17 protein-coding genes are annotated in these 13,538 nt (G+C 68.9%); 6 read left to right on the top strand and 11 right to left on the bottom strand.

Annotation, left to right across the window (positions count from 1 at the left end; all coding sequences use genetic code 11):
• Window positions 1–3 precede the first annotated feature (3 nt).
• Window positions 4–159, bottom strand: a complete 156-nt coding sequence (locus JHC79_RS20115) for a hypothetical protein (RefSeq protein WP_296394150.1) — start codon at window positions 157–159, stop codon at window positions 4–6.
• Between the two features lie 83 nt (window positions 160–242).
• On the bottom strand, window positions 243–1,514 hold the full coding sequence (locus JHC79_RS20120) for a cytochrome P450 (RefSeq protein ID WP_296394151.1): 1,272 nt from the start codon (window positions 1,512–1,514) through the stop codon (window positions 243–245).
• Window positions 1,515–1,721: 207 nt separating this feature from the next.
• Here JHC79_RS20120 and JHC79_RS20125 point away from each other — a divergent pair, with 207 nt between their 5' ends.
• Entirely contained in the window at window positions 1,722–2,249 is a 528-nt protein-coding gene (locus JHC79_RS20125) for a TetR family transcriptional regulator (protein ID WP_296394153.1), read from the top strand.
• A 35-nt stretch (window positions 2,250–2,284) separates the two neighbouring features.
• Complete coding sequence (locus JHC79_RS20130; RefSeq protein ID WP_296394155.1) at window positions 2,285–2,647, top strand: hypothetical protein; 363 nt, start codon at window positions 2,285–2,287, stop codon at window positions 2,645–2,647.
• Between the two features lie 27 nt (window positions 2,648–2,674).
• Here the strand turns inward: JHC79_RS20130 and egtD are convergent, their stop codons facing one another.
• From egtD to JHC79_RS20160, 6 genes are all read right to left on the bottom strand, one after another.
• Entirely contained in the window at window positions 2,675–3,646 is a 972-nt protein-coding gene (gene egtD, locus JHC79_RS20135; protein ID WP_296394157.1) for an L-histidine N(alpha)-methyltransferase, read from the bottom strand.
• A 70-nt stretch (window positions 3,647–3,716) separates the two neighbouring features.
• Window positions 3,717–4,469 carry an ergothioneine biosynthesis protein EgtC gene (egtC, locus tag JHC79_RS20140; RefSeq protein ID WP_296394158.1) on the bottom strand — a complete coding sequence of 251 codons (753 nt, stop codon included), beginning with the start codon at window positions 4,467–4,469 and terminating at the stop codon, window positions 3,717–3,719.
• Between the two features lie 4 nt (window positions 4,470–4,473).
• Entirely contained in the window at window positions 4,474–5,787 is a 1,314-nt protein-coding gene (gene egtB / locus JHC79_RS20145) for an ergothioneine biosynthesis protein EgtB (RefSeq protein WP_296394160.1), read from the bottom strand.
• Complete coding sequence (gene egtA / locus JHC79_RS20150) at window positions 5,784–7,037, bottom strand: ergothioneine biosynthesis glutamate--cysteine ligase EgtA (protein WP_296394163.1); 1,254 nt, start codon at window positions 7,035–7,037, stop codon at window positions 5,784–5,786. The genes egtB and egtA overlap by 4 nt, the downstream gene beginning before the upstream one ends.
• A 158-nt stretch (window positions 7,038–7,195) precedes the next feature.
• The gene (locus tag JHC79_RS20155; protein ID WP_296394165.1) at window positions 7,196–8,779 is read right to left on the bottom strand and encodes a HAMP domain-containing sensor histidine kinase; all 1,584 of its coding nucleotides are present in this window, start codon (window positions 8,777–8,779) and stop codon (window positions 7,196–7,198) included.
• The gene (locus tag JHC79_RS20160; protein ID WP_229704913.1) at window positions 8,776–9,474 is read right to left on the bottom strand and encodes a response regulator transcription factor; all 699 of its coding nucleotides are present in this window, start codon (window positions 9,472–9,474) and stop codon (window positions 8,776–8,778) included. The genes JHC79_RS20155 and JHC79_RS20160 overlap by 4 nt, the downstream gene beginning before the upstream one ends.
• Window positions 9,475–9,608: 134 nt before the next feature.
• Between JHC79_RS20160 and JHC79_RS20165 the strand changes: the two genes are divergently transcribed.
• Window positions 9,609–10,274, top strand: coding sequence for a hypothetical protein (locus tag JHC79_RS20165; RefSeq protein WP_296394168.1), 666 nt, complete (start codon window positions 9,609–9,611; stop codon window positions 10,272–10,274).
• 81 nt (window positions 10,275–10,355) lie between these two features.
• On the opposite strand, the gene JHC79_RS20170 is transcribed toward JHC79_RS20165, so the two are convergent.
• The 3 genes from JHC79_RS20170 to JHC79_RS20180 form a co-directional block, all read right to left on the bottom strand.
• On the bottom strand, window positions 10,356–10,490 hold the full coding sequence (locus tag JHC79_RS20170; RefSeq protein ID WP_296394170.1) for a hypothetical protein: 135 nt from the start codon (window positions 10,488–10,490) through the stop codon (window positions 10,356–10,358).
• On the bottom strand, window positions 10,487–10,924 hold the full coding sequence (locus tag JHC79_RS20175) for a DUF6263 family protein (RefSeq protein ID WP_296394172.1): 438 nt from the start codon (window positions 10,922–10,924) through the stop codon (window positions 10,487–10,489). The genes JHC79_RS20170 and JHC79_RS20175 overlap by 4 nt, the downstream gene beginning before the upstream one ends.
• Before the next feature lie 109 nt (window positions 10,925–11,033).
• Window positions 11,034–11,600 carry an XRE family transcriptional regulator gene (locus JHC79_RS20180; RefSeq protein WP_296394174.1) on the bottom strand — a complete coding sequence of 189 codons (567 nt, stop codon included), beginning with the start codon at window positions 11,598–11,600 and terminating at the stop codon, window positions 11,034–11,036.
• A gap of 55 nt (window positions 11,601–11,655) precedes the next feature.
• Between JHC79_RS20180 and JHC79_RS20185 the strand changes: the two genes are divergently transcribed.
• From JHC79_RS20185 to JHC79_RS20195, 3 genes are all read left to right on the top strand, one after another.
• Window positions 11,656–12,345 carry an AzlC family ABC transporter permease gene (locus JHC79_RS20185; RefSeq protein WP_296394176.1) on the top strand — a complete coding sequence of 230 codons (690 nt, stop codon included), beginning with the start codon at window positions 11,656–11,658 and terminating at the stop codon, window positions 12,343–12,345.
• A complete protein-coding gene (locus JHC79_RS20190) occupies window positions 12,342–12,662 on the top strand; it encodes an AzlD domain-containing protein (RefSeq protein WP_296394177.1) in 321 nt (106 codons plus the stop codon). Before JHC79_RS20185 ends, JHC79_RS20190 begins: the two co-directional genes overlap by 4 nt.
• Window positions 12,663–12,772: 110 nt before the next feature.
• Entirely contained in the window at window positions 12,773–13,420 is a 648-nt protein-coding gene (locus JHC79_RS20195) for an HNH endonuclease family protein (RefSeq protein WP_296394180.1), read from the top strand.
• Window positions 13,421–13,538 lie beyond the last annotated feature (118 nt).

The following is a 13,538-nucleotide window of genomic DNA, read 5'->3' on the forward strand; positions in this document are numbered from 1 at the left end:
GCGTCAGATGTAGTGCGCGCGTCCCGGGACGATCCGGGTGTGCACACCGCGTAGCGCGCTGAGGACTGCGATCCCGGCGATCACGATGCCGAGGACCCACAGCCACTGCGCGCCCACGATGAGGCCCAGCGTTATCAGGATCAATCCGAATACGGTCATGATGGAACTCCCCTCGTGGATGCCGATCACGTCATCGGGACAGGCGGTACATTCTCGGCTTGTATGCCGAGAAACGTGTGGGCTCAGGCGTACTCGACGGGCAACCGCTTGACGCCGTTGAGCCAACCCGACCGCAGGCGATCGGGCTCCGCGGTCTTGTGGATGTCGGGCATGTGGTCGGCGATGGCGTTGAAGATCAGGTTGATCTCCATGCGCGCCAGGTTGGCACCGATGCAGTAGTGGGTTCCGTGACCACCGAAGCCGACGTGCGGGTTCGGGTCGCGCGTGATGTCGAAGGTGAAGGGGTCGGTGAAGACCTCTTCGTCGTAGTTGGCCGAGCCGTAGAACATCCCGACCCGCTGCCCCTTCTTGATCTCCACGCCGTCGAGCACGAGATCCTCACGCGCGGTGCGCTGGAACGAGTTGACCGGGGTTGCCCAGCGGACGATCTCGTCGGCGGTCGTGGCCGGCCGCTCGCGCTTGAACAACTCCCACTGATCGGGGTTGTCGAGGAACGCGTTCATGCCGTGGCTGATCGCGTTACGCGTCGTCTCGTTGCCCGCGACCGAGAGCAGGATGAAGAAGTAACCGAACTCGATCTCGTCGAGGGACTGGCCGTCGATGTCGGCGTTGACGAGCGTGGAGACGATGTCGTCGACCGGACAGGCCTTGCGCGACTCGGCCATCTGGTAGGCGTAACCGAGCACCTCCGCGGACGCGGTGGTCGGGTCGATGGTGAATTCCGGGTCGTCGGCGTTCATCATCGAGTTCGACCACTCGAACAGCTTGTGACGATCCTCCTGCGGCACACCGAGCAGATCGGCGATCGCCTGCAGGGGCAGCTCGACGGCGACCTGGTGGACGAAGTCGCCCTTCCCGGTGGCGGCGGCCTCCTTGACGATGGTCTGCGCGGCGTCGGCCAGCTTCTCCTCGAGACCCTGCACGGCACGCGGGGTGAACGCGCGCGACACCAGCTTGCGCAGGCGGGTGTGCGACGGCGGGTCGTTGTTGATCAGCAGCGCCTTGGTGATCTCCAGCGCCTCGGGCGGCATGTCGTCCTCGAACCGCATGATCACGCCGTTGTCATTGGTCGACCACTGCGCATCGTTCTTGGAGATCTCTCGGATGTGCTCGTGCTTGGTGACCACCCAGTAGCCACCATCGTGAAAACCGCCGCCGGTGCCGGGCTTCTGCGCATTCCACCAGACCGGAGCGGTCTTGCGGAGTTGCGCGAACTCGTCGACCGGCAGTCCCTTGACCAACAGATCCGGACTGGTGAAGTCGAATCCGTCGTGCATGAACGGGCAGGCAGCCGGATCGAGCGCCGCGCTCGTCATACGATTGTCAGAGGTCATGGCGTATTCCCATCGCTATGTGGCCGAACCAGTATCGATACCAGTGGATACGATACCACTGGCACAGGAAGGGTGGGAGTGGCTACACCTGAGATGTCATCATCAGGCTCCGAGTCGTCCGATTCACCCGATTCGGGTGCCCAGGCGCGCGGAGGCCGTCCGCGCGATGCCACCATCGACGCCCGTGTCCTCCCGGTGGTTCGGGAGATGCTGGTCGAAGTGGGATGGAACGACTTCAGCGTGCGCGCGGTCGCCGCACGCACAGGTGTCGGGCGGGCCACCATCTCCCGCCGGTGGGGCACGAAGGCCGAACTCGTGCTGACCGCGGTCCTGCGCGACCGACTCGAGTTCTACGACATCGCCACCGAGAAACCCGACGGGTGGATCGATGCGGTCATCAACCAGAGCCGCACTCTGTTCTCCGACCCCGGCCTACGCGCCGCCATTCCCGGACTGCTGAGCACCTTCGAGTCGGACCCCGCGGTCGGCGAGGCGCTGTGGCAGAGCCTGGCCGGATCGGCGGCGTCGCAGTACGCGGACGCGGCCGAGCCCGCCGATCGCGAGAACGCGGCCAACGACGCTCTCGCGATGATCCTCATCGCGGCCGGGACGGCGTTCTTCGCGAGCGTGCTGCCGGGCGACGTCACGCCCGAGCCGGTCCAGAAGCGCATCGACGCGCTGCTCCGGATGGTCGGCGAGCGTGTCGTCGACAACCAGGTGTTCACCGACGACTGAATGCACCCCCGAGCCGACAGCAGGAGGAGGTCCGCGTGAGCACCGATGACGAGTTCCTCGTCGAGCCCCGTCCGGTCGGGTGGCTGTCGCTTCTGCGGATCGTCGTCCACACGACCGTCGGGTTGGTGGGCGGATGGTTCACCGGTTCCGCGGTGCTGATCGCGGGGTGGATCGGCGTCTCGGTCCTGAACATACGACCCACTGTCGGGGACACGGTGTGCGTCATCGGTATGGCGACGTGGACGGTCATCGCCTGGGTGGGAGCGTTCGCGATCGATCGGTACCGACGTCAGTGGTTGGTGCTGTTCGTCGCGTTCGCGGTCGGGACGTCACTGTTCGCCGCGTTCGCCATCGTCGTCGCCATCCCGTTCGGGGCGAGCATGCGGGACTTCGACTAGACCGTCCGCACGCTCGCCCGCCAGGTCTCAGCGCTTACGACCCAGCACCACGGCGAAGCGCTCGTCGGCGTCGGTCCAGATCTGCTCCACGCCGAAGCCGGCGGTGGCCAGTTCATCGGTGATGCCGGTGCGATGGAACTTCGCGGAGATCTCGGTGCGCATCTCCTCGCCCTCGGTGAACGAGACGTCGAGGTCGAGGTCCGCGATCCGGACGTCCTGGGCGCGGCGTGACCGCAGCCGCATCTCGATCCACTCGTTCTCGGCGTCCCAGATCGCGACGTGCTCGAATCCGTCGAGATCGAAGTCCGCGCCGAGGCGGGCGTTGAGGACCGACAGCACATTGAGGTTGAACTCGGCGGTGACCTGCTGGGCGTCGTCGTAGGCCGGAACCAGCACGGCAGGGTCGATGACCAGGCCGACACCGATGAGCAGGTGCTCGTCGGGCCGCAGCGCGGCGGCGATGTCGGAAAGGAAAGCCGCACGCTGCTCGGGCACGAGGTTCCCGAGCGTCCCGCCGAGGAAGGCGACGGTGCGATTGGGGCGGACCGGGATCGAGGCGACGGTGTCGGTGAAGTCGCTGACGATGCCTGCGACATCGAGACCCGGATACTCCTGCGCCAATTCTTCGACCGCGCCCTGCAGCGCGGTCACCGAGACGTCCTGCGGGACATAGGTCGCCAAGGTGCCGCCCTTGAGGCCGGCGTCGAGCAGCAGGCGCGTCTTCTCCGAGGAGCCCGAACCCAGTTCGACGAGGGTCGTCATCCCGGTGGCGTCGACGATGTCGTCGGCGTGCGCGGCCAGGATCGCCTTCTCGGTACGGGTCGGATAGTACTCGGGCAGCGCGGTGATCTGCTCGAACAGCTTGCTGCCCTGCTCGTCGTAGAACCATTTGGGCTGCAGGTTCTTCGGTGACGCGGTCAATCCGTCGCGGACGTCGTCGACAAGTGACTGGTCGACGTCGTCAGGGCTGATGTGGATCTCGAGTGCCGGCATGGACACGTGGTGCCTCCTGGAGCTGAAGAGAGAAGTCTGGTTGCGCGGAAAGGCGATATCGCCCGGGGTCAGTGGGTCACAACGACTCGACCGTCAGCGCCGTGCGAGTGGCGGTGACGATCGACCGGTCGGGCACCGGGGTCCATCGGGGGTCGTCATCGAAGGGTTCCGACGCGACGAGTACTTCGTCGTCGCCGATGAGGGTGGACAGGGAGTGATGCACGGCGGTGGCCCAGATCGTGGTGCCATCGCAGAGCATCAGGTTCAGTCGCGAGCCGGGTCCCGAGATGTCGAGATCCGCGATGACGCGACGCAACACGTCGGCCGGGGAATGGCTGCGCAGAAGGTGTTTGATGATGAGCCACAGGCCGGCCGAGTCGGTGGCGGCCGGCAGTCGCAGTAGATCGGTCACCGGCACACCCTCGGCCAGCGTCGACAGCGAGGCGGGCCAGTCGGCGACGACCCCGTTGTGACTGAAGGCCCACCCGCCGTCGACGAAGGGGGCGCAGGCGGTGTGGGTGATCGGCATCCCCGTCGTCGCCGATCGGACCGCACCGAGCACGGCCTGCGACCGGGTGTGCGGGAGCACGTCGGTCACCGAGGGGTCCGACCAGATAGGGGCGACACTGCGATGGGAGGTGGCGTCCTTGCCGCCCGCCTCGTCGTCGCTGCCGGGCCACCATGCGACGCCGAAACCGTCGGCGTTGGCGACCGCACTGCACCGCATGTCGGTGGGTGCCCAGGACTGGACGACGAGCGAATGCGAACCGCGGGTGAGGATGTCACCGACACCGACGGCGGGACCGAGATAACCCAGATGACGACACATCTTCTCAGGCGACGTCCCGTGCCAGCCGGAAGCCGGAGAAGATCTGACGGCGGATCGGGTGATCCCAGTTGCGGAACGTCGAACGCACCGCCACCGGGTCGGTCCCGAACGAACCGCCGCGCAGCATCTTGTAGTCGCCGCCGAAGAAGACCTCGGAGTACTCGGGGTAGGGGAACATCGCGAACTCGGGGTAGGCCGTGAAGTCGCTGGAGGTCCATTCCCAGACGTCGCCGAACATCTGCTCCACACCCAGCGCCGACGCCCCGTCGGGGTAGGCACCGATGTCGGCGGGCTCGAGGTGTCGCTGACCGAGGTTCGCCTGCGTGGCGGTGGGATCGTCCTCGCCCCACGGGTAGCGGCCGCCGGAGCGTCCGGTCGCCGGGTCGAAGCGGGCGGCCTTCTCCCATTCGGCCTCGGTGGGTAGACGCTTGCCCGCCCAGCGGGCGAAGGCCTCCGCCTCGTGGAAGCAGACGTGCACGACCGGCTGGTTGGGGCGCACCGGGTTCCGGACACCGAACGCGCGACGCCACCACGAACCGTCACTGTCTCGCTCCCAGAACTGGGGCGCGGTGAGGTCGGCGGTGATGCGGTGTTCCCACCCGCGCACCGACCACAGGTCCCGACGCTCGTACCCTCCGTCGGCGATGAACGCGAGGTACTCCCCGTTGGTCACCGGGAACCGGTCGATCGCATAGGTGGGCAAGTACACCCGATGCGCCGGGCTCTCGTTGTCCAGCGCCCACGGGTCGGTGTCGGTGCCCATGGTGAACTCCCCTGCGGGGACGACGATCTCGTCGCCGGGGACGGCGTTGGCGGCCGGTGGCCTGGGCGCGGTCAATGCGGCCGAACCCGCCCGCAACTGGTGGGTCGCCAACATGGTCTCGTCGTGCTGCTGTTCGTGCTGCGCGATCATCGCGAACGCGAATCCCCGGTCGACAAGGCGATCGCCGGTCAGCGGTGTCGAGTCGAGGACCTCGAGCGCATGAGCGCGCACGGCGGCGGTGTACTCACGGGCCTGGGTCGGATCGAGGATCGGCAAACCCGGACGCGACGACCGCGAGTGTCGGAACGCGTCGTAGAGGTCGTCGAGGTCGGCGCGGATCGGCGCACGACGACCGACCTCCCGGATGAGCCACAGTTCTTCCTGATTACCGATGTGGGCGAGGTCCCACACCAGCGGGCTCATCAGCTCGGAATGTTGGGCTCGCAGTTCGGAATCGGACACGGCGTCGGTGAGTCCGGCGGTGCGCTCACGCGCCCTGCGCAGCACCTCCGCGAGCCGCCTGCGTTCGATGGATCCGGCGTCGGTCGTGGTCATGAGGTGGGTTCCTCTCCTGGCATCACTCCACGGGCGCAGCGCGCAGCGGCGGCCCCGAGGATCTCTCGCTCGTCGGCGGTGTCGGTCGCGTCGGCCGCCAGGGTCAGCAATCGGTGTGCGGCCGTGCGTAGCTCGGCGTCCTCGAGTCCGCATCGGGCCGCGCGCGTCCACGCGTCGGCGGTCGGTGCGGCGATCTCGGTGGCCGCGTCGGCGACGGGGTCACCGGACATCAGGGAGGCCAGGGCAGCGATCGGCACGCCCCACAACCCGTCGGGCTGGCCGTCGAGGTAGCGCACCTCGAGGTAGCCCTTGGGTCGGACCATCGGGAACACGGTGCTGACGTGGTAGTCGAGGTCGTCGGCGGTGGGACGACGCCCGACCCGCTCGTCGAGTCGCCCGTCCATCCAGTCACCGAGAGTCGCTCCCGCGGGCGGCGACCACAGCGTCCCGTCGGCGCACCGGACGCACAGCAGCGGGATGTCGAGCACCCACGCGGTGTAGTCGTCGACGGTCTGGGCCGGCGGCGGGATGCGGGTGCGGTCGATCTCGAGCCAGGCCCGCATGCGTTGCGATGCCCAGCGCTGATCGCTCGCGCCGTGCAGGTCGGGAGAATTCGCGAACGCCGCGATCAGGGCCGGCCCCATGGTGTGCAGCAGCGTCCAGCGTGCAACCGCTTTCTCGACGTCGGCACCGGCGTCGAAGGCCACCTGGACGGCGGCGGTGTTGCACATCATCAACCGACCGAACTGGCCACGACGGGCGAAGGACTCCTCCATGGCGCGATACCGCTCGGTGGTCAACAACCGGTGCGGGGGGCGGACGCCGTCAGCGGCTCCGCCGACCATCTCGATCCCACGGGTGGCGAGCAGCGCCCGCAGTTGTCGCTCATCGGAGGCCAGCGCCCGGCGGAGTGACGGCACATCCGTCTCGGGACTGCTGGAGAGTTCGACCTGCCCACCCGGCTCGACGGAGACAACACTTCCGGAGTTCAGCGGGGCCCCGGGTGATCCCGGGTCGATCGATTGCGGTGCGTGCGGGCCGAGGGCGACCGCGAGGTCGGCGAGCTCGGGCCGAGGTGAGTCGTCGGTGAGTGCACGCGCGCGAGGTGACGGGTCGACCGTGTCGACGCGTCGTGTGAACCATTCGAGTTCGGCACCGATGAGTCGAGGTGGCCCCAACTTGAAGCAGACGCGCGTCAGGTGCGCGGCCGCGGCGGGACGAGAACTGATCTCGTCGGTACTCGTGGTCATCGAATCTCCGTGTCAGGCGTGGTCGCGGTGTCGGGCGATCGCCGGGCACCTGGGCTGCTTCAGGTGTCTCGGACGTCGTCGTCGGCAACATCAGGGCGCTGCGGATATTCCGGGCACTTCCACCGATGTTACGGAGTTCTCGGCCGACTGCCGAGACTTTACGAGCGTCCGGTGGCGGTCGTCGAGCGCGTGGATTCGACGCTACCCGAGTGGTCGGACAACGATCGTGACGGATTCGTGACGCCCACCGGAAGAGTCAGGACGAATCGGGCACCTCCGACATGCGGGACGCACACGACGTCGCCGCCGTGCGCCCGGGCGAGGGCGCGCGCGATCGGCAGGCCGAGCCCGGCACCGACACTGGCCCGGGATTCCTCGAGGCGGACCAGTCGCTCGAAGATGCGCTCGCGCTCGTCGTCGGGCACGCCGGGGCCCTGGTCGGTGACGGTCACCGTCGCGACGGTGTCGGTGACCGCCACGTCGGCGTCGATGGTCCCGCCCGGAGGTGTCACGCGCACGGCGTTGTCGATGAGGTTGGCGACCACCTGACCGATGCGGCCCGCGTCGACCGACACGGGCACGGCAGGCGATCCGGTCAGCTCGATCTGTGTCCCGGGGTTCACCAGGCGCGAGCGTTCGGCGGCCACCGAGACCACCTCGACGAGGTCGGCGTCGGCTCGGACCAGGGCTGGATCGGCGTCGATGCGCGCGAGATCGAGCAGGTCGTCGACGAGCCGGGCGGCATGCCGCGACTCCCCCAGCAGCAGCTCGGTCCAGCGGGGCAGCCGGTCGGGTCGTGAGGTCCCGTCGCGACTCAACGACTCCGCCACCGCCGACAGCCCGGCGATGGGGGTCCGCAGTTCATGGGCGGCGTCGGCGAGGAAGCGTTTGGTCTCCGCCTCGGCGCGGCGTGCGACGTCGGCGGCTGCCCGCTCCGCCGCCTCGGCCGACTCGAGCGCGTCGAGCATCTCGTCCACCGACCCCGCCGCGCGACCGAGCTCGGTGTCGGGCGACTGTGGCCGGACTCGCCGGCCGCGGTCGCCGGAGGTGATGCCGCGGGCCACCGCGACCATCGCGTCGAGCGGTCGCAACGCACGACGGACCGCGACGACCATCGCCAATGCAGCGATGAGCAGCGTCGCCGCGCCGGCGCCGGCCATCAGCCACCGCAGCTGGTGACGGACCTGGGTGATGGAGGTGGTGTCGCCGAGCAGCGTCAGCATGGAACCGTCCGGCAGGCGACGGGACACCACGAGCGAATCGGTGGCCGGTCGGGGCGGTCCCCGGTCCGGTCCGATTCCGGGACCCTGCGGGCGCCCGGACGGATCACCGGGCGTACCCGGTCCGCGTCCACCGTCGGGTGGGGTCGGTACCGGTGCGTCGCCGGTGTCGGCCTCGGTCGGCAGCTGCGGTGGTCCGCCGTAGACGGTGCCGTCGCTGGTCTGCAGCCGCACTCGGATCGCGTCGCCCTGCAACGCCGACACCAGATCCTGTGGGCTGTAACCCTCAGCGGCCAGGGACACCGACCGGTCGGCGCGGTCTTTCAGTCGGGCCGAGAGGTCGCTGCGCAGTTGGTGTCCGAGCGCGATGTCGACCGAGACGCCGACCACCACGAGCAGGAACGCGAACAGCGCGACGACAACGATCAGTACGCGGCGCCGCAGGGACGGCGTGGCCGTGGTGGGCCCGTCACCGTCCGGCGCGGTCCGCGCCCGCCTGCGCGCGGGCCACCGCGGTCTCACCGGTCCACCCGCAGTACATATCCGAGTCCGCGCACCGTGTGGATCAGCCGCGGGCCGTGGGCCTCCATCTTGCGGCGCAGTGCGCTGACGTGGACCTCGACGAGGTTGACGTCGTACGCGTCGTACCCCCAGACCGCCTGCAGGATCTGAGGTTTGGTGACTGTGCGGCCGCGCTGGTTGACCAGGAACTCGGCGAGCCGGAGTTCGGTCGCGGTCACGTCGAGGACGGAGTCGCCGCGCGTGACGGTGCCCGCGTCGGAATCGACGAGCAGGTCCCCGACCGACACCGCGGTCTCGGCACGGCCACGTCGCCGCAACACCGCCGACGCCCGGGCGAGCAGTTCGTCGAGCAGAAAGGGCTTCACCAGGTAGTCGTCGGCGCCGCCGGTGAGTCCGCGCAGCCGATCGTCGATGTGGTCGCGCGCGGTCACCATGATGATCCCGGCGTCACAGCGCTGGCGGATGACCTCGATGAGGTCGAAACCGTCTCGCCCGCCCGGCAGCATCACGTCGAGGATGAACAGGTCGGGCCGACGGCCGTCGATGATCTGCTCGAGGTCGTCCCCCGACACGGCGCCGTGCGCGGCGTACCCGGCGTCGGCGAAGGCGGCCACGACGGGTTCGCGGATCGCGTCGGAGTCCTCGACGACCACCACCCGCCGTGCGGTGCGGAAGTCCTGCTTCTTGTCGGCCACACCTCAATTGTTGTCACACGCCTGAAGCTGCGCTGAAGAGTTGCTGCCCGAGCCCGGACCTTCAGGGTGACTTCAGCCTGCGCCGTCACCGTCGGATCAGTCGAGATCAACCCGAACACACGAAGGAGCACGACATGGCTGACAAGAATTCGCCCTCCGGCCCGGACGACAACCCCACCAGCAGGATGGAGCCGGTCGGCCAGGGGCAGTCACCCTCGACCGCCCCGATCGAGGGCCCGACCGCGTACTCAGCGACCACGCCACCGCCCGCTGAACAGCCCGTGGCGACGCAGTCCCGTTGGTCGCGCATGCGCAGCCAGGCCGGCACCAAGCCGTGGGTCCCGGTGACCGCGGTCGGTGTGGGCGCGGCGATCATCGGCGCCGTCGTCGCGTCGGCTGTCTTCCTGGCCAACCCCGTGCACGAGGACGTGAGCAACGCGTCGTCGAGCAGCGCACTGCCCGCCTCCGGCGGCCCGGGCGAGTCCGGTGCACCCGCGGCGCCGGGCGAGTCCGGTGCACCCGCGGCGCCGGACGCGAACGGCGGTCCGCAGGGCGGCCCTGCCGGACCTGATGGCAAGGGAGCGCCCGATGCGAAGGGCGGCCCCGGTGGGCCGGGCGAGAAGGGCGGCCCGATGTGCATGCCCGCCCCGGACGGCAAGGGCGGCCCGCAGGGCGGTCCCGGCGCCGGACCCGACGGCAAGGACGCGCCGAAGCCACCGGCCGCAGGCCAGGGAGCACCGACACCTCCAGCAGCGGGCCAGGGAGCACCGACACCTCCGGCCCCGGCCACCGGCAAGTAATCCGCCGATGAGAAAAGACCGGAAGGCGAGGGTCCAGTGGGCCGTCGTCTTCCGGTCTTTCGTTCTCGGTTCAGCGGGAGGTCAGGCCTCGTCCGCCGGTGCCACGTAGGTGTCGGGCTCCTCGGCGATCTCCTCGTGACGTTCACGAGCGCGCTCGAGGTGCTCGGTCAACGGGACGACCGGCTTGTCGGTCGACGTGTCGTCACCGGCGATCATGCGGGCAGTCCGTTGAGCACCTCGGTGAGCTGCTTCTCGGTGTCCACCCCGACCTTCTCGAAGACCAATTTCATTGCTGGGGCGCCGATCTTGGCCGCGCCGTGGAGCTCGATCTCGTTGGTGTAGGTCAGCTCCGTGCCCACGCCGACCGGCTTCACCTCCATCGTCTCGGTGGACGTGGCGGTCTTGTTCTCACCCACCAGGACGATGGTGTCGGCGGTCAGGGTCTTGAGCGTGTAGGTCAGTTCGGTGCTGACGCCGGCGATCTTGGACTCGTTGTGCCAGCTCGATCCGACCTTGACCGGGCCGTCGTCGACGCGCACACACTTCTCGGTTCCCGGATCCCACTCCGTGGCATGCGAGAAGTCGGACAGGTACTCGACGACCTTGTCGGGCGTGGCGTTGACGGTGAAGGTGCGTGAAACAGTAGGCATCCGTGCTCCTAAGGGAGTTGCGTGAGGGCTTGCTACTGAACCCGGCGTACCCCTCCACCGTAACCACACGGATCGCGGTGACCCCGCGCTTCGCGTCCGCCTCGTCCGCTCACACGTGCTCGGTGATGAGCACCGCGACCGTTCCCGGCGTCAACGCCTCGAACACGTGGTCCTCGTCGCCGGGGTAGCTGATGTAGTCGCCGGGTCCCAGCTCGACCGGGGCGTCCGTCGGCCCGGCGCGGGCGCGGCCACTGCCCAGGATGAGGTGTTCCACGACGCCCGGGGCGTGCGGCACCGACGCTCGAACCGAGCCCGGCTCGGCGCGAATGGCGTAGATGTCGCGACGAGCGTTGGGCGGCGACGAGGCGAGCAGGGTGGCGATGTAGTCGGCGTCGCCGGACGCGATGCCCGGCCCATCCCCGGCCCGGATCACCTCCACCCGCCGTGACGGTGGGTCGACCAGACGCGAGAACGGGATGCCGAGGGCGGTGCTCAACGCCCACAGCGTCTCCAGGCTCGGGTTGCCGATGCCCGACTCGAGCTGCGACAGCGTCGACTTCGCGACACTCGCGCGGCGGGCGAGCTCGGCCTGCGACATCCCCGCCGCGACCCGCTCGCGACCCAGCGAGGCTGCGACGCGCTGTTGCGGAGATCGATCTGACACGCCGTTCACCATAGCGGCCGATCGTTCGGGTTGACGAACACCGCAACGAACGTTCACCATGACGAACATGCGTTCGCTCTCTCGGTCATCTACCGCCGTCGACCCGAAGCCGATCCTCGCCGTCGCCCTGTCGGTCGGCATGGTCGGGATCTCGTACGGGGCAACCGCGACGTCGGCCGGTTTCACCTGGTGGCAGGTGGTGCTCATCGCCGCGGCGGTGTTCGGTGCGTCGTCGGAGTTCCTCTTCGTCGGCGTGCTCGCGGCGGGCGCCGGGCCGGTCGCCGCGGTCATGGCCGGACTGCTGGTCAACCTCCGCAACATCGCCTACGGGATGTCGGCGTCGGCCTACCTGAGTCCGGGGGTGCAGTCGCTGGTCGGGGCGCACTTCGTCAACGACGAGACCGTCGCCCTCGCCGCGGACCACGGCGCACCAGCCGATCGTCGACGGGTGTTCTGGTGGGCCGGATCGGCGATGTTCGTCGCGTGGCCGGCCGGCGCCGCCATCGGAGCGGTTCTCGGGACGGTCGCCGGCGACCCGCGCACATGGGGCCTCGACGCGGTGTTCCCGACACTGATCCTGGCGCTGCTCATCCCGATGATGAAAGAGCGCGCGACCGCCGCCGTGGTCGGTGTCGCCGCGGTCATCGCCGTCGTGGTGACACCATTCGTTCCCGCGGGGGTCGGCCCGGTGCTGGCCCTGCTCGCGCTCTGTGTGCTTCCCGTCGTGAGATCCGCGTCGACGGCCACCGACCGATGAGCACGTCGGTATGGATCGGCGTGGCGGTGTTCGCGATCGGCACCTACGCGCTGCGGCTCGGTGGCGTCGGGCTCGTGGGTCGGGCAGGAGGCAGTTCGGTCAGACGCGCCCGCCTCGTCACCGCGGCGGTCGCCGCTCTCCTGGCCGCGGTCGTGATCGGATCCGCGGTGGTCGACGACCACGGTTTCACCGGCGTCGACCGGTTGGCCGGCGTCGCGGTCGGAGGTCTCTTCGCGGTCCGGCGAGCGCCCCTGGTGATCACGCTGATCGCCGCGGCCACCACCACCGGCCTGCTGCGACTGGGCGTCGCTTCCTGAGCCCTTTTCATTAGTTGTTCTAACATTTGGCTTGCGTCAACATGCCGTCCATACGTCCGCCCTAGCGTCCACAGCAGGGGGTCGACGGGGGTCGAGCCAAGGGCGCAGACATGTTCCATCGCATCACCATCCGTTCGGCGGCCACCGTGTCCGTCGTGATCGGCTGCGTCGCAGCCGGGCTCGGCATCACGACGTCGGTCGCCGGCGCCACACCGCCGGCCATCCCGTCGGTCGCGACCGCGAAGTCAGAGCTGGCCGGACTCTCGGTCGTCGCCGAGGGCTCGATGAGTGGCTACTCGCGAGAACAGTTCCCGCACTGGATCACCCAGTCGGGCACGTGCGACACCCGCGAGACGGTTCTCAAGCGCGACGGATCGGGGGTGGTCGTGGGTAGCGACTGCCAGCCGACCGCGGGGTCATGGCGATCGCCGTACGACGGTGTCACCATCACCACCTCCTCAGGAGTCGACGTCGACCACATCGTCCCGCTCGCCGAGGCCTGGCGCTCCGGAGCCGCGTCGTGGACCACCGCACGCCGTCAGGCGTTCGCCAACGATCTGACGAACTCGCAGCTCATCGCGGTGTCGGCGAGCTCCAACCGCTCCAAGGGCGACCAGGACCCGTCCACCTGGCTGCCCCCGGTCAGCTCCTACCGCTGCACCTACGCTCGGATGTGGGTCGGCTCCAAGCACGCGTGGGGTCTGTCACTTCAGTCGAGCGAGAAGTCGACACTCACCTCCCTGCTGAACGGATGCTAGAGATGGCCGAAATGTCCACGATCGTGACCGCCGCCCCGGGCGGGGTGATGACCGACGAGGTCGGCGTGATCACCGGTTCGGTCGAGATCGCCTGCGCCTGCGGCGACGACAACCTGGG

The sequence above is a fragment of the Williamsia sp. genome, assembly GCF_016462415.1.
In the GTDB taxonomy this organism is placed as follows: domain Bacteria; phylum Actinomycetota; class Actinomycetes; order Mycobacteriales; family Mycobacteriaceae; genus Williamsia_A.